At 41.1% G+C, this 19,097-nt stretch carries 17 protein-coding genes and 2 riboswitches; of the genes, 8 read left to right on the forward strand and 9 right to left on the reverse strand.

All coding sequences use genetic code 11. The features are described 5' to 3' along the window. Window positions 1–190: 190 nt before the first annotated feature. Window positions 191–748, reverse strand: coding sequence for a nitroreductase family protein (locus tag BM390_RS03475; RefSeq protein ID WP_177220619.1), 558 nt, complete (start codon window positions 746–748; stop codon window positions 191–193). A 266-nt stretch (window positions 749–1,014) separates the two neighbouring features. Between BM390_RS03475 and BM390_RS03480 the strand changes: the two genes are divergently transcribed. The 4 genes from BM390_RS03480 to BM390_RS03495 all read left to right on the forward strand — a co-directional run bounded on the left by BM390_RS03480 (window position 1,015) and on the right by BM390_RS03495 (window position 5,798). Further along, window positions 1,015–2,181: a galactokinase gene (locus BM390_RS03480; protein WP_062320581.1), complete on the forward strand. Its 1,167-nt coding sequence runs from the start codon at window positions 1,015–1,017 to the stop codon at window positions 2,179–2,181. A 69-nt stretch (window positions 2,182–2,250) separates the two neighbouring features. Then, the gene (gene galE, locus BM390_RS03485) at window positions 2,251–3,243 is read left to right on the forward strand and encodes a UDP-glucose 4-epimerase GalE (RefSeq protein WP_089852926.1); all 993 of its coding nucleotides are present in this window, start codon (window positions 2,251–2,253) and stop codon (window positions 3,241–3,243) included. A gap of 2 nt (window positions 3,244–3,245) precedes the next feature. Next, complete coding sequence (gene galT / locus BM390_RS03490; protein WP_089852927.1) at window positions 3,246–4,721, forward strand: UDP-glucose--hexose-1-phosphate uridylyltransferase; 1,476 nt, start codon at window positions 3,246–3,248, stop codon at window positions 4,719–4,721. Between the two features lie 33 nt (window positions 4,722–4,754). After that, complete coding sequence (locus tag BM390_RS03495) at window positions 4,755–5,798, forward strand: aldose epimerase family protein (RefSeq protein WP_089852928.1); 1,044 nt, start codon at window positions 4,755–4,757, stop codon at window positions 5,796–5,798. Between the two features lie 85 nt (window positions 5,799–5,883). On the opposite strand, the gene BM390_RS03500 is transcribed toward BM390_RS03495, so the two are convergent. The 6 genes from BM390_RS03500 to BM390_RS03525 all read right to left on the reverse strand — a co-directional run bounded on the left by BM390_RS03500 (window position 5,884) and on the right by BM390_RS03525 (window position 12,827). After that, on the reverse strand, window positions 5,884–6,921 hold the full coding sequence (locus tag BM390_RS03500; RefSeq protein WP_089852929.1) for a methyl-accepting chemotaxis protein: 1,038 nt from the start codon (window positions 6,919–6,921) through the stop codon (window positions 5,884–5,886). A gap of 265 nt (window positions 6,922–7,186) precedes the next feature. Beyond that, window positions 7,187–7,813: a hypothetical protein gene (locus tag BM390_RS03505; RefSeq protein ID WP_089852930.1), complete on the reverse strand. Its 627-nt coding sequence runs from the start codon at window positions 7,811–7,813 to the stop codon at window positions 7,187–7,189. Beyond that, window positions 7,806–9,005, reverse strand: a complete 1,200-nt coding sequence (locus tag BM390_RS03510; RefSeq protein ID WP_062320574.1) for an ROK family transcriptional regulator — start codon at window positions 9,003–9,005, stop codon at window positions 7,806–7,808. Before BM390_RS03510 ends, BM390_RS03505 begins: the two co-directional genes overlap by 8 nt. A gap of 400 nt (window positions 9,006–9,405) precedes the next feature. Beyond that, on the reverse strand, window positions 9,406–9,702 hold the full coding sequence (locus tag BM390_RS03515; RefSeq protein WP_062320572.1) for a hypothetical protein: 297 nt from the start codon (window positions 9,700–9,702) through the stop codon (window positions 9,406–9,408). A 199-nt stretch (window positions 9,703–9,901) separates the two neighbouring features. Next, complete coding sequence (ade, locus tag BM390_RS03520; RefSeq protein ID WP_062320570.1) at window positions 9,902–11,689, reverse strand: adenine deaminase; 1,788 nt, start codon at window positions 11,687–11,689, stop codon at window positions 9,902–9,904. 184 nt (window positions 11,690–11,873) lie between these two features. Beyond that, window positions 11,874–11,975: riboswitch (purine riboswitch) on the reverse strand. Beyond that, window positions 11,973–12,827, reverse strand: a complete 855-nt coding sequence (locus tag BM390_RS03525; protein WP_089852931.1) for an HAD family hydrolase — start codon at window positions 12,825–12,827, stop codon at window positions 11,973–11,975. (Overlaps the previous riboswitch by 3 nt.) A gap of 136 nt (window positions 12,828–12,963) precedes the next feature. After that, window positions 12,964–13,070, forward strand: a riboswitch (TPP riboswitch). Window positions 13,071–13,116: 46 nt separating this feature from the next. Here BM390_RS03525 and thiW point away from each other — a divergent pair. Beyond that, a complete protein-coding gene (gene thiW, locus BM390_RS03530; RefSeq protein ID WP_089852932.1) occupies window positions 13,117–13,641 on the forward strand; it encodes an energy coupling factor transporter S component ThiW in 525 nt (174 codons plus the stop codon). A gap of 50 nt (window positions 13,642–13,691) precedes the next feature. Here thiW and BM390_RS03535 read toward each other — a convergent pair whose 3' ends face one another. Beyond that, window positions 13,692–15,062, reverse strand: coding sequence for a hemolysin family protein (locus BM390_RS03535; RefSeq protein WP_307725266.1), 1,371 nt, complete (start codon window positions 15,060–15,062; stop codon window positions 13,692–13,694). 283 nt (window positions 15,063–15,345) lie between these two features. Here BM390_RS03535 and BM390_RS03540 point away from each other — a divergent pair, with 283 nt between their 5' ends. Genes BM390_RS03540 through nagB form a run of 3 tightly spaced genes read left to right on the forward strand, consistent with a single transcriptional unit; the run spans window position 15,346 to window position 18,102 of the window. Further along, complete coding sequence (locus tag BM390_RS03540) at window positions 15,346–16,173, forward strand: MurR/RpiR family transcriptional regulator (protein WP_062320565.1); 828 nt, start codon at window positions 15,346–15,348, stop codon at window positions 16,171–16,173. 16 nt (window positions 16,174–16,189) lie between these two features. After that, window positions 16,190–17,341, forward strand: coding sequence for an N-acetylglucosamine-6-phosphate deacetylase (gene nagA / locus BM390_RS03545; RefSeq protein WP_089852934.1), 1,152 nt, complete (start codon window positions 16,190–16,192; stop codon window positions 17,339–17,341). After that, the gene (gene nagB, locus BM390_RS03550) at window positions 17,341–18,102 is read left to right on the forward strand and encodes a glucosamine-6-phosphate deaminase (protein WP_089852935.1); all 762 of its coding nucleotides are present in this window, start codon (window positions 17,341–17,343) and stop codon (window positions 18,100–18,102) included. The genes nagA and nagB overlap by 1 nt, the downstream gene beginning before the upstream one ends. An 80-nt stretch (window positions 18,103–18,182) precedes the next feature. On the opposite strand, the gene BM390_RS03555 is transcribed toward nagB, so the two are convergent. Further along, the gene (locus BM390_RS03555) at window positions 18,183–19,022 is read right to left on the reverse strand and encodes an aldo/keto reductase (RefSeq protein ID WP_062320561.1); all 840 of its coding nucleotides are present in this window, start codon (window positions 19,020–19,022) and stop codon (window positions 18,183–18,185) included. Window positions 19,023–19,097 lie beyond the last annotated feature (75 nt).

Consider the following 19,097-nt stretch of genomic DNA (forward strand, 5'->3'; position numbering starts at 1 on the left):
TAAATATCATTCATGATAATAAGTCATCATGATTGAAGAAAAAACATGTCATAATATCAACGTTTTAAGTAAAAAAATCTCTCAATTACTTAAAATCATCTCATTAATTATAACTTAATCCAAACGAAAGACAAAGTCAACCGAAAAAGAAGCGTATCACTATCATGATCACGCTTCTTGTCGGTTATTTTTAATTTAATTCAGTGATGCGGGTATCAAGATCCATTCGCGGCATCGCTCTTGGAACTTTTTTAGGGTAACCGAGTTGAATCATCCCGACGAACTTCTCACCTGGTTTCACACCAATCAGTTCACGGAACGCTTCTGTATCTGTCAGTGGCCCTGTTTTCCAAATCATACCGAGACCTTTTTCCCAGCCAATTAAACTTAAGTTATGAATAATCAAGCTCGTTGAGGCATAGTCTTCTTGACGGCGTTTTAACTCATGGCTTTCATTCATAAACACCATCACATAAACCGGGACTTGGCTAAATGTCCCGTAGGCTTTGTTGAATGCGCGGTCTTTATCTTCTCCCGTTTTACCACGCGCCATAAAGTCTCCCGCTAAATTAGCCAGTTGTTCTTTCGTCTCGCCGGTAATAATCGTAAAGCGCCAAGGTTGTGTCATTTTATGATTCGGTACCCAGACGGACGTTTTTAGCATCTCTTTTACTAAGTCAATGCTGACAGGTTTATCTTCAAATAATGAGACTGACCGTCTCTCTTTAATGAGTGTTTCAATATCCATCTTCATCCCCACTTTCTTTATGGTTTCATCGTCATTATAGCAGAGACTGTTTGAAAAATCAGTTAACTTGCTTAGAGTGTGACGCAACGTCAGTCCATTTTTGCGAGTCATATCCTGCCTTCTTTTGATAGAACTTTCTATAAAAAAAAGCGCTAGCCCGTTGCATTTAAAGAGACGCCGTGATATGATAATGATAGTTAATAAATTAATTTAATTAAGTTTTACGGATAGTCTTATTACTCACATTTGAAAGGAATGAACGAAACATGAACACACACACATTAGTCAACACATTTGAACACATTTTTGGCGAGGGCGGGGACATCCGTACCTTTTTCGCCCCTGGTCGCATCAATCTGATCGGTGAACATACCGATTATAATGGAGGGTATGTCTTCCCTGCCTCTATTTCTTTTGGTACCTATGCTGTTGCTCGTAAGCGGGATGACAACGTCTTACGCTTTTACTCCATGAATTTTGAAGACCTTGGCATAATCACCAGTTCATTAGCTGACTTAAGCTATAATAAGGCGGATAACTGGGCCAACTACCCCAAAGGTATGACGGAAGCTTTTAACACCCATGGGTATACCGTTGATTCAGGATTTGACGTTCTTTACTTCGGTAACATTCCAAACGGCGCTGGTCTTTCTTCTTCTGCTTCTATTGAAATAGCGACAGGCGTCTTACTTGAAACATTGTTTAATCTCACGATTGATCGTGTGGAGATGGTCAAACTCGGTCAATATGTTGAAAACCATTATATTGGTGTTAACAGCGGGATCATGGATCAATTTGCGATTGGCATGGGTAAAGACAAGCATGCGATTCTACTCGACTGTCATACGCTCGACTATGAATACGCTCCCGTTGAACTCGGAGAATATGTTATTATGATTATGAACACAAATAAACGCCGTGAGCTAGCCGATTCAAAATATAACGAGCGTCGCAGTGAATGTGAAAGTGCCTTAAAGGACTTACAGAAAGAACTCGACATTAACAGTCTTGGAGATCTGTCAGTTGAGGACTTCGACGAATATAAACATTTGATCAGTGATGAGACAAAACAAAAACGTGCCCGTCATGCCGTTTATGAGAACGCTCGCACAAAAGAAGCGTTTACTAAACTACATGATAAAGACTTAGTCGCGTTTGGTCAGTTACTCAACGACTCACATACCTCACTGCGTGATGACTATGAAGTTACCGGACTTGAACTAGATACACTACAAGAAGCTGCCGTCCAACAAAAAGGTGTGCTCGGCGCTAGAATGACTGGGGCTGGATTTGGTGGATGTGCGATTGCGCTCGTTGAAAAAGCAGAAGTAGATGCATTTAAACAAAACGTAGAAAAAATGCACACAGACAAAATCGGCTACGCACCAACATTCTATGAAGCTACGATTGGCGACGGCGCAAAAGCTTTGTAAGAACATCTTAATGAATAATAAGCACATGAAATTTAATGACTAACTGAATGATTTTAAGGAGGCAAACACATGAATATTTTAGTATTAGGCGGAGCCGGGTATATCGGGTCTCATGCCGTTTATCAATTAGTTGAACAAGGCCATAACGTGAGTGTGGTCGATAATTTACAAACCGGTCACAAGGACGCCATCCATCAAGATGCAGATTTTTTTGAAGGCGATATTCGCGACTTAACCTTTATGACCGATGTCTTAACAAAACAAAACATTGAGGCTGTGATTCACTTTGCGGCGAACTCTCTTGTTGGGGAGTCAATGGAGAACCCATTAAAATATTTTGACAACAACGTTTATGGAACCCAAGTCGTGCTTCAAGCCATGCAAACAGCCGGTGTTAAAAACATTGTTTTCTCTTCAACAGCGGCGACTTACGGCGAACCAAAACAGGTACCAATCACAGAAGATATGCCAACGGTACCAACCAATACGTACGGTGAAACAAAATTAACGATGGAGAAAATGATGCATTGGTGTGAAAAAGCCTACGGCATCCGTTACGTTTCCCTGCGTTACTTTAACGTTGCTGGCGCAAGAGACGATGCGGCGATTGGTGAAGACCATGACCCAGAAACACACTTGATTCCGATTGTGTTACAAGTCGCACTAGACCAGCGTGAACATATTACGATTTACGGTGACGACTATCCAACCGCAGATGGGACATGTATTCGTGACTACATTCATGTTGAAGACTTAATCGATGCTCATATTTTAGCGGTTAAATATTTATTAGACGGTGGCGACAGCAATATCTTTAACTTAGGCTCATCTGTTGGCTTCTCGGTCAAGGAAATCGTTGATGCCGCTCGCTCTGTCACTGGACATCCGATTGAAGCAAAAATCGGTGAACGTCGTGCGGGTGACCCATCCACGTTAATCGCTTCAAGCGATAAAGCAAAACAAATCCTTGGCTGGTCACCGAAACGCACGGAAATCAATCGTATTTTAGCCGACGCATGGCGCTGGCACCAAGCTCATCCACACGGCTACGAGGAGGCATAAAGATGGTCACACACTACATTGAACGCTTGATTGATTTAGCGATTGACACCGAGTTAATCACCGCACGCGACCGCATTTATGCACGTAACCAAATACTCGGTCTATTAGACTTACAGACCTTTACTGCACCAGCTGACACATTAACTGAAGGAACCATTCCTGATTGTCTAAAAGCGTTACTAGATGATGCCGTCACGCGCGGCGTCATCAGTGACGCGCTAGATGAGCGTGAACAACTCGACGCAAAAATAATGGATACCTTCCTTTCTAAACCGACAGAAATTAATGCGACATTTAAACAGCTCTATGATGAAGATCCGACAAAAGCGACCGATTACTTTTATGCGCTCAGTCAAAACAGTCATTATATCCAAACCGAGCGCATTGCAAAGAACATTCAATATGAACGTCAAACGTCATTTGGTAAGGTAGATATTACGATTAACTTATCCAAACCTGAAAAAGATCCCAACCAAATTAAACGGGAACGTGAAATGAAACAAGACGTGAAATATCCACAATGCTTACTTTGCATCGAAAATGAAGGCTATCCGGGGCGCACGGGACACCCTGCCCGTTCGAATCACCGCGTAATTGATGTGGATTTAGACGGTGAACAGTGGTATTTCCAGTATTCACCGTACGTGTATTACAATGAGCACAGTATCGTCTTTTGTGAAGAGCATCGTCCGATGGTCATTAGTGAATCCACATTCACCCGACTACTCAGCTTTGTCGAACAATTCCCGCACTACTTTATTGGGTCAAATGCGGATTTACCGATTGTTGGGGGAAGTATTTTAAGTCATGATCATTACCAAGCGGGACGTTATTCATTTGGGATGACAGAAGCCGATGATTTATTCAGCTTTACCCTTGATCAATTCCCTGAGATTGACGCGTCTGTCGTCAATTGGTCGATGTCAGTCATTCGTCTGAAACACGAAGATAAAGCACCACTGATTAAAGCGGGGGCTCATATTTTAGACACGTGGCGTGACTACAGCGATGAAGCGGCAGATATTTTAGCTTATACTGACGAGACACCACACAATACGATTACGCCGATTGCTCGCATGCGCAACGGAAAGTATGAACTCGACCTTGTTTTACGCAACAACCGGACAACGAATGAACATCCAGATGGTTTATTCCACCCACATCAAGATGTGCACCATATTAAGAAAGAAAATATCGGTTTAATTGAAGTGATGGGCCTTGCCGTCTTACCACCACGTTTAAAGCCAGAACTTGATGAAATGAAGGCTTATCTTTTAGGTGCAGAAACGATTAAAGATCACCATAAAGTATGGGCTGATGAGCTAAAACAATCTGAAACCATCACAAAAGATAACGTTGACGCACTTGTTGATCAAGCTTTAGCTGAAAAATTTGTCCGTGTCTTACAGGATTCTGGGGTGTTTAAGTCGAATAATACAGGTACGGAAGGATTTAAACGCTTTTTAGCAAATCTGTAAACACCAAACTCACAAGAATAAGGAGGGATTGCATTGGCAATAACAACAAAACCTGTAGAGGTTGAAGGTCACGACTGGCATCTCTACACATTGACAAACAAAAATAATATGTCCGTCAGCTTTTTAGATTACGGTGGGATTATCACTGAAATCATTACACCAAATAAAGCCGGAGTTCAAGAGAACGTCGTGCTCGGTTACCGTGACTATGCCGATTATTTAAACAATAAGACGTATTTTGGCGCCTTAATTGGACGTGTCGCTGGACGCATTGAAAACAGTACCTTTGTCTTTAACGGAGACACGTATCACGTTCCTGAAGTCGAAAATGGCCATAGTTTACACGGGGGACCGGGTGGACTGCATACCCAGGTGTTTGAAGTCGAAACACTCGAACATGCCTCAAGTACAGAAGCTGTTCTATATTACACGAGTAAAGACGGTGACCAAGGCTACCCCGGTACGGTGACGTATAAAATCAGCTACGTTTTAGCTGACGATAATACGTTCACGATTCGTTATGAAGCTGTTAGTACAAAGGACACCGTGCTTACTATCACCAATCATAGTTACTTTAACTTATCGGGTAACTTAAAAGAGACGATTCTTGATCATGAAATTACACTTGACTCTGGACAGTTCGTTGAACTGGATGATGAGCTCATCCCAACCGGAAAGATTTTACCGGTATCAGGGACAACCTTTGATTTCACTCAAGGACGGACAGTCCGCGGTGCTGTTGATTCAACGGACCCACAAAATAAATTAGCGTTACAAGGCTATGATCATTACTTTATCTTTGACCATAGTAAAGATGACGTCGTCGTCGTAAAAGACCCTAGGAGTGGACGCAAACTTACCGTTCAAACTGATCAACCCGGTATGGTGATGTATACATCGAATGCCCTTGATGATTCGTTAACGTTAAAAGAACAACCGTCTCAAAAATATTTGGGTGTCTGTCTCGAAACGCAAAGTTCACCGGCGTCACTTGTACACGATGGTTTCCCATCTATTTTCCTTCCGAAAAACGAGGTCTATCGTACAAAGACAACATTTACCTTTGAAACAGAATAATACTTAGAAATAGCCATTCAACAACTGTTGAGTGGCTATTATTATACTGATAATCTCTTTATACACTTCTTAAGTGTTGTCTCTTTTAGCCCACATATGATGTTGCTCGTGTACTTATGTCTTCACTACTTGAATGAAGAGGTTCAATGATGACGACAAACCATCCTTTCCCCTCATAATGATTATAGCCACTTGTTTCACAGTAGCTATATAACGTATCACCTTCAACAACATAGCCTTTTTTCGCCCCGTCATCTAGGACTCGTGACACTGCTCTAAGGCAGCTAACATCTTTTTTGAAAATATCGATCGCATCACGTGAAGCAATCACTTGTTTATCCTTATTTATCACGTATAAGTCAGTTCGATCACCAACAGTCATTGCATTAATAATCTCTATTATATAGTCCCAGTTAAAGCGTGTCGTAAAGACCCCAATCATCGTATCCGCATCATAAATAGGCGCCGCAAACACCATCGTTTCACATCCAAGTGTCTTTGATGTGTATAGATCACTGACATACACTTTCCCTGTCTCTCTCACGTACTGAAACCATTCTCTTCCGCTAAAATCATCCGTTTTGGCAACGTTCCTATCTACATTTGCGACCCGCTTACCTGCGATATCAACAATCATTAAATCATGATAGACTTCATAGATCCGGTGAATGTCCATAAGCAAGGCTTGTGCTTCCCGTCTAGCGGTCGCGGTTTGTTCTTTCGCCGCATGTTTAACAGACTCAAATGTTGCCCAAGCTTGAACGTCACAGTGACGCTCAAATAAATTTCGGTCAATCTTATCAATCGTGTCAAACGCCATATCTGTCGTCCGAAGCGCAATTATATGATTGGCCCGCTCTTCGATCCGACCGATGATGTGTTTACTTTCACCACTTAAGTTAAGCGTTGCCTCTGCAAACGTCTTAATCTCTTTTGCGACAACACTAAATCCTATTCCTGCTTCATTTGCACGAGCGGCTTCAATTCCTGCGTTTAACGCCAAAATATGTGACTGTTTTGACAGTGTTTCCAGTGACGTCATCACCTCATGTATGCGGTGACTTTCTGCTTTTAACTGTTGCATTAATACCGACATATTTTCATCTTTAAGAAAGGCTTCCATTATCAACACCCTTTTTTATCCTTTTCAACATAGTAGCACAGTCGACCTTTCATCTACTAGACTTTATACTCAGATTGATTAAAGAAATATTGATACCATCTCACCATGAGATAGAAGCGTTCATATAGAACGGTTTGTTCTTTTTCGTTCGTATATATTTTTTATTCGCGAAAAAAGATGTCTGCTCCACCGAAGTAGAACAGGCATCTTTGATTATCATACACATATAAAGCTGTTTTCACATGATCGTCACTCACATACCTTCTTAATCATAAGGGCCGGCGTACACTTTCCAAATCCCGTCTTGTCTACGTAATTCAGCGACATGGGTCGCACTAAAGAGTTCGAACCTCACACTCATTTTCACAATATCTTTATCGGTACGTGATTGAATCTCATCCACATGGAGGTCATAAAAGTAGCGAAAATCTAGTGCCGTTTCTAAGTACTCACGAAACAGTTCTTCTTGGTAATAGGCCTGTAAGTCAGTGAAATCATCAAATGATTCGTCATTATATAGAATCGATGTACTGACACCATCTTCTCCAGTTACGACACTATGCAAAAAGACGACGAACATTTCATCTGAAGTGAAGGACTCAAAGTGAGTCAGGTCATTTGTCTCAAGAAATGCCTGGTAATGTCCGCGTGCTTCTTCATCCAATTGTTCAATATAAGAGAAATTTTGTGGCCGCTGTAACTGTTGAATCGATGCGCGCAGGGCTTGATTATCACGCGTCAGCTCAGCAATTGTTTCTTCCTGTTCTGATAGTTGTGCTTGTAAGGTCAGGGTCCTATCGGTCTGAGTTTCATCTTCACTACATCCTGTGAGGATGAGTGATATAACAATAAACACCGTTAAATAACTGACTATGTGCGTAAACTTAAACATCGATCTCACCGTTTCGCTTAAACAATTCCACGAGAATAAGCGCGACCGCTCCTAAGGCTGAGGCATTATCCCCTAGTTTTGAGACAAGAATAGGCGTGTCTTTTGCTTGGGCGGTGAGTGCACGGCTTGCTACGGTGCGCTGGATTTCAGGTAATAAATACTTACTTGCCTTCATTACACCACCGTTTAATAACACCCGGTCAGGATTAATCGTATGAATGACATTGGTAAGACCAACCCCAATTGCCTCAGCTGTCTCCGTTAACAAATGCTGACTAAAGGCATCACCTTGTTCCGCTGCTTGATACAAGTCATAAGCTGTTGGTGATTGGTGCGTTAATAGCGTATCTGCACCTGCTTTTATTGCCTGTTCGGCCCGCTTTTGAATCGCTTCGCCTGAAACGATTGTCTGCAGACAACCTCTATTCCCACAAGTACATACATCTCCATGTAAATCAATCGTCATATGACCAATCTCACCAGCAATATGGGCTTTCCCGCGGTACAGTTCATCATCAATCACAACCCCAGCGCCGACACCACTACCAATATTGACTGCGAGTAAGTTATTGATGCCTTTGCCTTCACCAAACCACGTTTCTGCAAGCGCAAGTGCTCGGGCATCATTTTCAACTTGTACCACGAGATCAAAATGCCCCGTTAACACATCTTTTACTGGAATGTCACGTAAGTTTAAGTTAGGTGCATACAACCCCACTCCGCGCTCAGCATCAACAACCCCGTGCATGGCCACACCGATACCGATCAATTGATCCATATACGACGCATTGCGATTAATTAACCCATCGGTTTCTTCAATCAATAACTGTAAATACGCCTCTTTTGATATTCCCACTGGGACATCTGTCTTTGCGGTATCGATCATGTCTGCTTGTAGATTGGTTAAGACAATCGTCACATCTCGCGGACCAGCATCAATACCGATCACATAAAAAGCCTCATGATCAACGACGAGTAAGGTTGGCTTGCGCCCGCCTTTTGACTCGCCTTGCGCACTTTCTTTGACGATTTGTTGTTCAATGAGCTCTTTCACAATCGTCCCTACCGTTGGTGGGGTAAGTTTAATATCTTTCGCAATTTCCGCTCGAGAAATCGGGCCATCATTCAATATTTTATTTAAAATTAACGATTTATTTAATCGCTTCATCGCTTGAAAACTTCCGCGTTTCATTATTTTTCCTCCAACTGCCAACTCGACTTGGTATATTCGCACTTCATTAAAATAATTCACTATCTAAATTATCATTTTACCATGTACAGACACGCTTTAAAAGTTATCTTCACGATTGTTTGTGTCAAGTTGTTCTCGACAAGAATAATGATTGGACGCGTTTACTTTATATCATTCCATCAAACTTCTTATATGTGATCTTAAATATAGGCTAACACATAATAGATGATGACAAGTTCATGCTATCAATAGCATGAAGTCCCTAGCTACTTATGTACCTAACGATATAGATTACAAAGGTTGAACTTTTTTAAACCATCTAAAAAACCAGATGACCTACAAGGCCACCTGGTATATTAGGTCAGTAAAAGCACACCCACGATTTAACAGCGAAATTACCTTAATCAAGAAACTTATCTAGGTAGATATTTTGATTGGAGATTTCTTTTAGTGAATTTGTTTCTTCATCGAATTCTAAAACAATCAGATCACCATAATTACCTGAATTAACGTCAGCACTAAATAAGACGATTTTGTTTTCGCTCAAGTTAACCATTTCTAAGCTACCGTTGATCGAGACAGTGTCTAGAGGAGTCGTATTAACATAAACAATAGGATCTTTCGTCAATACAATAAGTAAAGTAATCGACAGTAAAATGATCATGCACGCATTTAACAGTTTCCATTTCAGCTCCATTTGTACCTCCCATTATTTACGCTTGAAATTTTTACAACCAAGTGTAAATTTATTTATATAATTTATAAATATTGCTAAATTAATTATACAAATGCAAATAGGAAATTTCAACTAGGTTTAAAAATGATTATACCATACTTAACACAGATATTTCCTTTAGCTTATATTTTGCAGATGCTTCTCTTATGGTTTGACCAGCTTAACACTCTTCTGAACAAATGGTCTCAATCAAGCTAAACGTCGTCACATCAACTAACCCGCGGTTACTAATACGAATATCCGGAATAACCGGTAACGCAATCAATGAAAACGTCATAAACGGCGCATGAAGGGGTGACCCTAAACGCACCCAACCAGCTTTTAAGCCTTCTACCTGACGAAGCAAGTCCGCTTCTTTTAAATCTGACATGAGCCCAGCGATTGGCAGCGGCACAGAGGCGATGACTTCACCGTCTAATACACACACCATCCCGCCACCGATATCAGATAAATAATTGGCTGCCACAGCCATATCACTTTCACTCACACCCATCACGAGTAAGTTATGACTATCATGCGCAACAGTTGAAGCGACAGCTCCGCGCTTAATGTGAAAACCGGTCACAAATTGATTGGAGATTTGCCCCGTCTTGTGGTGACGATCAATACAACTCAGTTTAATCACATCTTGGCTAAGATCGCTTTCGACGATACCATTGTTGATTGGTAACTCAACAACTTTTTTCTTCGTTCGCGCACTGTTTTCAATGACTTCAATCGCGTTGATATTTACTGATTGCTGGTGAGTGGTGTTAAAGTAAAAGTCCTCTGCCGTTAATACTTTCCCAACATTCACAGACTGATAATAATGCTTTGGATAGACAAAGGCAGGTGTCTCTTTAATTAATTGAGTTTCCTTAACAATCTGGTTTCCTTTCACAAATACATCTGTAATATCCATTGATGTTAAGTCATCAAGTAAAATAATATCGGCCACTTTCCCTGGTGTTAAACTACCGTAGTCATCGTCTAGTTTAAAATACCGTGCAGTATTGAGTGTCGCTAATTTGATAGCTGTCACAGGATCGACACCTTCTTCAATGGCTCGTCTCACCACATGGTTGATTTGCCCTTGATTAATCAGTGTTTCAGGATAAATATCATCGGTCACAAGCATCAAGTGATCCGTTTCAATTTGATCTTCTGTGATCACTTTAATCACTTCCTTAACATCCTGCCACGCCGAACCTTCTCGAATCATCACGGTCATCCCGAAACGTAGTTTTTCAAGTGCCGCTTCTTTTGTGACTGTCTCATGACATGACGTGACGCCACTTAATAGATAGCTCGTTAAGTCTTCGATCGTTCCTTCAGGAAAGTGCCCAGTTGGTTGATAACCTTGTTTTAACGTCGCTTCAATCTCACCAATCATCTTCTCATCTCGATGAATCACTCCGGGATAATTCATTACTTCACCTAAACCAACGACACCATCCCACATTAAACCTTCTTCAACATCTTCAACTGAAATCTTTGCGCCCGCATCTTCTAATCCATCGGTCGCTGGTACACAAGAAGGAAACGTTGTAAACACATGAATCGGCGCATTTCTCCCTTCTTCATGCATACGTTTCACCCCTTCAATTCCAAAGACATTCGCCATTTCATGTGGGTCCATAAAGACAGCTGTTGTGCCTTTTTTTACGGCCGCTTCACTAAACCCGGTGACCGAAAACATCGTACTCTCGACATGCATATGCCCATCCATTAATCCAGGTGCGATATACTTTCCTGTCGCATTTACTACTAAAGTCGCTTCACCAATCATCTGACTAGCGTCTCCGATAAAGGCAATCCGTTCATCCTTCATTGCCACATCAATGCCTTCAATTAATTCACCTGTCACCACATTAACCAAGGTTCCATTTGTTATAACCGTATCGGCATAAGCCTTACCTTGAACAACATCCATTAACTGCTTACTGACTTTATATAGTGGTTTTACCATCCTATAACTCCCCTTTAATTTGATATTTTTGTGTATTACGTCTGTTTATTCATGTTGATTCTTTTCTAGTTTTCTTACTTCTTACTTCTCTTCAGCACTTTATGATCTTTGACTTTCTATTTTGCTTTGTATTTGGCTAAAGAAAAACACCGCAGGTGTACCCATCGATTGGATACACCTGTGGTGTTAAACATACAATCGATGTAGTCCAGTGATTTACGGTCACTCAGGTAGAAACGCTTACGCCAATTCATAAGCTTATACATCTTCCATTATTTGTTTATCATGACGACAAAATATGTGTGTTTAAGTAATCACTAACCCCGTTTTCATCATTTGTCAACCGCGTCACATCATCGGTCATCGCTTTTAATTCATCAGGAGCATTTTTCATCGCGACACTAAAACCGGCATATTCAAACATCGGCACGTCATTAAAGCTATCACCCATTACTAAAATATCCGCTGGGTCGATATTGAGTTTCGTTAAAACAGCTTGAATGCCTGTCGCTTTATTTTTCTCTGTCACCATAATTTCAACATTTGCGGGTGTTGAAGAAGAGGTTGAGAACGGATAACGTGCATGAATCTCGTTTAATCGCGCTTTCCACTGATCTAGCTTAGAGGCATCTTTACTAAAACAATAAAACTTTGAGTAACCAATATCTTTCACCTCATCAACCCAGGTAATGCCACCACCAATCGCTTCAACACGCTCATTCCATTCACTACCTAAAATATCAGCTGGTTTCTCACCTGAAATTTCCGCTTTTAACATCGCTTGGTCTTGTTTTAACGCAACACCTTCACCTGTCGTTGGGAAGACTTCATAATAGATATTTAGCTCACGAGCGGCCGCGATGACGTCTTTCACAAGTGGAAAATCAAGCGTATGTTGGAAAAGTAATTCTTCTCCTAAATAACCCGTCATGCCATTTGAACTAATAATCCCGTCAACTTCAAATCCAACGGGTGCCCGGGTTAAAATCTCACTTTGCCCACGACCCGTCGCGATAAAGACCGGTATGTCTTTCGCTCTGACTTGTTGAATTGTCGTCATCGTTTCTTCGCTGACATAATTATCTTCACGTAATAACGTTCCATCCATGTCTAAAAAAATCGCTTTTGGTTGTCTCATCTTTATCCCTCCGCATCGATATTAAGAATCAGTATAGCATGAATTACACGTCTGTGCGATACATACACAATGTCTCAATTTTCAGTCGATTATTTACCGTGACTATGTTAAAGTGAAGTCAAACATCATACTTTTAAAAGACTACTAGGGGTGCCCACATAGGGCTGAGAGAAAACACATGTTTTTGACCCTTATTGACCTGATCTAGTTCGTACTAGCGGAGGGAAGTAGTAACGTCAGGTCTTGTCTTTTATCGTATATTACCACGATGAAAGGAGGCTATTTTTTTATGTTTAAAACCCGCATTTTGACAGAAACTGCGATTTTTATCGCCATTGGTGTCATTGGTTCGACTTTTTTAGCGATAAGCTTCGGTCCTTATCGCGCGCTGTTTATTCAACATCTATTGAATGTCATCATCGCTGTCTTTTACGGGACTCAACGGGCGGTGACCGTCAGTTTCACTGTTGCCTTACTGCGAAACTTGTTGGGAATCGGGACGCTATTTGCTTTTCCTGGCGGGATGATTGGCGCTTGTTTCGCTGGGCTATGTTACCGGATGAAACCGTCCATTTACGCCGCTGCTTTGGGCGAGGTCATCGGAACCGGTCTGATTGCGGCAATTGTCTCACGCCAAATCAGTCAGTTACTGACAGGCGAGTTGTTACCGTTATTCTTTTTTGTGCCTGGTTTCTTGATCAGCAGTGCCACTGGGGCGTTAATAGCTATCTTGTTGTATGTAAAAAAAGGCGCCTTGTTGCAACGTGTATTTAAACGCGCACCAACAGCCCACATAAACGCTCGCAACGAGTAAATATACGAAAAAGCCAAGCCCTTTAATTAAATGGGGCTTGGCTTTTTCTATTAGGATTCATCATTGATTGTTTCTTTTTCTTCCTTGCCTTCGTGATGAATATGCGAAGATTGTTCTTGGTCTACTTTCACATATACTTCCTCAATCCGCTTATCAGACACAGACAAAATATCAAACTGAACGTTTTGATAATGAATCGGTTCTTTATAATGGTTATCCGGGATTGACCCGATATAGTCGGTAAGAAAACCATTCAGTGTTTCAAATTCATCAACCGGTAACTCTAGACCGAATAGATGATTTAAATCGATTAAATGAATGGTCCCCTTAACGGTTGCTTCATGATGGGAATGCTTCAATACCTCATCGTCATCAACACTACGTCCGTGCTCACTAGAAATCTCTCCGATAATTTCTTCAATAAGATCTTCTAGTGTGACTAAACCATCGGTTCCGCCATACTCATCAACAATAATGGCCATGTGGATGTTCTCCCTCTGCATATCTGTTAATAAAGTATCAATTGATTGATGCTCCATCACAAAATATGGTTTACGCATAATATCGGCTAAATTAAACTGGGTTTTATCCGCCTCTATCATGACAATTAAGTCTTTTGTATGCAGGACACCAATAATTTCATCTAAGTCTTCTTTATAGACTGGGAAACGCGTATAACGATGTTCTTTAATCATCTCAATCACTTCTTCAAATGATGACTCGACATCAATCGCTTCAATTTCGGTGCGGTGCGTCATAATATCTGAAACGTCTTTATCATTGAATTCAAAGATATTATGAATCAGACGCTTTTCACTCGATTCAATCGTACCTTTTTCATCACCAATATCCACCATCATTCTAATTTCTTCTTCTGTCACATCTTCGTCTTCGTCATTAGGATCGACGCCAAATAACCGTGAGACCGTATTGGTTGAAAAGTTTAAAATCCTTACGACGGGTAAACTAACCTTAAATAATAAGGTAATCGGCTTGACCGCAAAATTCGCGACCTTCTCTTTTCGTTTCAACGCGACTTGTTTTGGTACAAGTTCACCGAACACTAACGTCATATATGACAAAATGATTGTCACAATAACTAAACTTAGCGTCTCAAGTACATTTAAAGATAACGGTAAAAACCCTCTGAGTGCCACGGCTAGCGGCTCACTAAATACATCCGCCGCGAACGCACTTGCTAAGAAACCCGCAAGCGTAATCCCAATTTGAATCGTCGCGAGGAATCTCCCCGGTTGTGACAGCAGTTTATCAAGTGCTTGGGCAGTTTTATCGCCTCGTTCCGCCATTCGTTTTACTTTATTATCATTCAATGATACTAACGCAATTTCTGATGCTGCAAAAAAGGCGTTCAGTGAGATTAAAATCACCAACGCTACAACAGCTATTCCCATGGTTGTCATCCACTCCTAATTTAATAATCTAATTCTTAGTATAACGAATCTTTTCCTGCTTGTCTTTTATTTCTCCTTAAGAAAGGAATGAACACTTAGTTTAAACGGACTAATTATCACCTATTTTCATACTCACTACAGTAAAGTATTCACCGAAGCATCGATAACCAAACCTCTATCACTTTAAAAAAGAATAAACATCCCCTGTTTTGATTATTAACTATCATTTTTAAAATTATATTTGATAGTTAACTATCATTTTGGTATAATGATCATAAGAAAGGGTGATGATATGGAAGATTACACATCCATTCCCGCTTCCCGGCGGTTGGAATTGTTAAAAAATCAATTCACCAAATCAGAATTCAAGTTATATGAGTATATTTTGGCCCACTTAGATTTAGTTGTTTACCACTCGCTCTCGGAGCTCAGTGAACAAGCTAAAGTTGCCGAAGCCACGAGTTTGCGATTTTTTAAAAAGTTACATTATAGCGGCTTTCAGGCGTTTAAATTTGACCTTGCGAAAGAACAACCCATCGATGACTCAAAAGAAACCGATATGTATACCCGTGTAAAAAACGAGATGATTGACTCTATCGAGACCAATCACGATCTATTGAATCAATCTCAACTACAGAACGTGGCAAAACTTCTTGATGAGAAAACAGAGAGCGTGATTTTTGCCATCGGTGCCTCAGGCATTGCGGCGCTTGATTTTCAAAACCAACTGATGCGCGTCGGTAAAAATATCGATGTCGTCACCGATACCCATACACAAATTATGCGCGCAGCCAATGCGACAGCCGACACGCTGTTAATGGCGATCAGCTTAAGCGGTAGCACAAAGTCGCTGATTGAAAGTACCGCTATCGCCAAAAAGAAAGGGGCACATGTGGTCAGTTTGACTGGTTTTTTAAAATCACCTCTCACGAAAGTGAGTGATGACACGATCCTAACCCATGTGAAAGAGCATCCGTTAGAACGCGGGACGCTCTCAGGTAAAGTTGCTCAACTGTTTGTGATTGATGCCTTATGCATGACCTATATTCAGCTTCATAAAGCGGAAGCAAAAACGCGACGAGAAGAAATTACCGCCTTTACTGCGGATAAACTCTATTAGAAAGGATGTTTTGTCTATGTATATTAAAGATGCCCGACTATATTTACCGAATGAGACCCTCACCGGTGACTTAGTCATTAAAGACGGGAAAATTACTGCCATTTTAACATCTGGCCATATCGATGACTCAGATGATGCGATCATTGACGCACGCGGCTTATCCGTCATCCCTGGCTTTATTGATAGCCATATTCACGGAGCGAATGGATATGATGCGATGGATGATGATCCAAAAGCTATTTCAGAAATGGCTAAACATCTCGTGAAAGAAGGGACGACGTCGTTTCTTGCGACAACCATGACTGAAAGTGTGGAGGCGATTGAGAAAGCCTTAATTCACGCTAAGAATACCGATACAGCTGTTCAGACAGCTGAACTACTCGGTGTCCATTTAGAAGGACCATTTGTGAATGTCGTAAAAAAAGGCGCGCAGCCTGAGCAACATATTATAAAGCCTGACCTTGACTTATTTAAACGTTGGCAAACGCTTAGTGGCAACAAAATTAAAACAGTCACAATGGCACCTGAAGAAGACACAGACGGCGCCTTTGTTAAAGCGTTAAGAGAAACTGGCGTCAACGTTTCAATGGGACACACCGATGTCTCATTCGAAGAAGCCAAACAAGCGACTAAATATGGGGTCAATCAAGTGACTCACTTATGTAATCAAATGAACGGGATTCATCACCGTGATGTCGGATTAGTTGGGGCGAGCTTCTTACTGCCACACTTACAGCTCGAACTGATTTCAGACGGGATTCACGTGTCTCCAGAGATGTTACAACTGATTTACAATAACGTCGGCAGTGATCGATTAATGTTAATTACCGATGCGATGCGCGCAAAAGGGATGGAAGATGGCACTTACACCCTTGGTGGTCAAACCGTGCACGTAAAAAACAACAAAGCCACACTGGATGATGGCACACTCGCAGGTAGTGTTCTACCAATGATTGATGCCGCTAAACGTATGCTTGATTTAGACGGGACGACGCTTGAAGATATTATCCAAATGGCTTCTGTCAATCCAGCTCGTCAGCTTGGAGTCTTTGACCGTAAAGGTTCAATAGAAGTAGGTAAAGATGCCGATCTGTTAATCATCGATCAAGATTTACACTTACACAAAACCATCACCAAAGGTGTGGTAGCATATGAGGGGGATTTCTAATGAATATTATTGTTTGTCAAAATTATGACCATTTAAGTGACTATGCGAAAGACTTAGTGATTAACACTATCAACAACAACGACAAGCCAGTTCTTGGCCTGGCGACTGGTTCAACACCAGAAGGTATGTATCAGGCGCTTATTAAAGCTTATCAAGAAAAACACGTGTCATTTAAAGATGTCACGACATTTAACTTAGACGAATATATCGGATTGGGTAAAGAAGATCCGAATAGTTATCACCACTTTATGGATGAACACTTGTTTAACTATGTTGATATTGATCAAAATGAAACGTTTGTCCCACCCGGCAATACTGATAATCACGAACAAGCATGTCTTGACTATGAACAAAACATGCACCGTCATGGCGACATTGACTTGCAAGTCCTTGGTCTTGGTGTTAACGGTCATATCGGTTTTAACGAACCTGGTACGCCGTTTGATACAAGAACACACGTCATTGAACTTGACGAGTCAACGCGTGTTGCCAATGCTCGTTTCTTTGATTCGATTGATGACGTACCAACACATGCTATTACGATGGGAATTGAGACGATTATGGAAAGTAAACAAATCGTTCTACTTGCTTCTGGCGACAGTAAAAAAGAAGCCGTTCAACGCCTTGTAAATGGCGAAGAAACACCTGATTTCCCTGCATCTATTTTACACCGTCATAACAACGTGACCGTCATTTTAGACCGTGACGCTGCTAGCCTACTATCGGTTGAGCAAATTGATCAGGTTGTTGGACCTAAATAATCACGTCATTTTAATGTGACATAGATAAAAACGCTCCCTTAGGTAATCACACCTAAGGGAGCGTTTGTCTTCTTACATAGTTATCGTTTATTGAATGTAGATGGGTCAGGCCCTACCCGTTCATCTTTATTTAGCTGATTTATCTTCTTCATTTCATCATGTGTCAATTCAAAATCAAATACATCCGCATTCTCTTTCATTCGGTGGACCTTTGTTGATTTTGGAATTGTTACGACGCCACTTTGAATATCCCAGCGCACGAGTACTTGAGCGACTGATTTATTATGATGGGCCGCAATTTCTTTTAAAACGTCATTATCGAAAAGTTGACCTTGTTTAAGCGGGGACCATGCTTCTACTTGAATGTTATGGTCACGACAGAAATGTCGTAATGGTTCTTGTGTTAAGTGCGGGTGAAACTCCACTTGATTCACCATCGGTGTAATGTCAGACCCTTGAATCAATGTTTTTAAATGTTCCTCTTTAAAGTTGCTCACACCAATCGCTCGCACTTTCTTTTCTTGATACAATTTTTCAAACGCCCGCCACGTCTCTTCGTATAAATTCGCCTCTGGCACCGGCCAGTGAATGAGATATAAATCAAGGTAATCCAGTCCTAAACGTTCTAACGTTGCTTCAAACGCCTTTAACGTTGAGTCATATCCTTGGTCAGCGTTCCATAGTTTTGATGTGATGAATAATTCTTCTCTTGGGACATCGACCGCTTTTAGTGCTTCGCCAACGCCAGTTTCATTGCCATAGACACTTGCCGTATCAATGCTGCGGTAACCACTCTCAATCGCATCAATGACGGCTTGTTTTACTTCAGGTCCATCTTCTACTTTAAAGACACCAAGACCGACCCACGGCATTTCTACACCGTTAGCTAGCTTTGTCGTACTCGTTAAATCTTTTAACATAAAAAATCCTCCTTATAACGATTGTTCCTCATCTTTTTTGGTCTGTCTCATTTTCACTCATAGTTATTGTTTACC

It is taken from the genome of Halolactibacillus miurensis (assembly GCF_900116255.1).
Classification (GTDB): Bacteria; Bacillota; Bacilli; order Bacillales; family Amphibacillaceae; genus Halolactibacillus; species Halolactibacillus miurensis.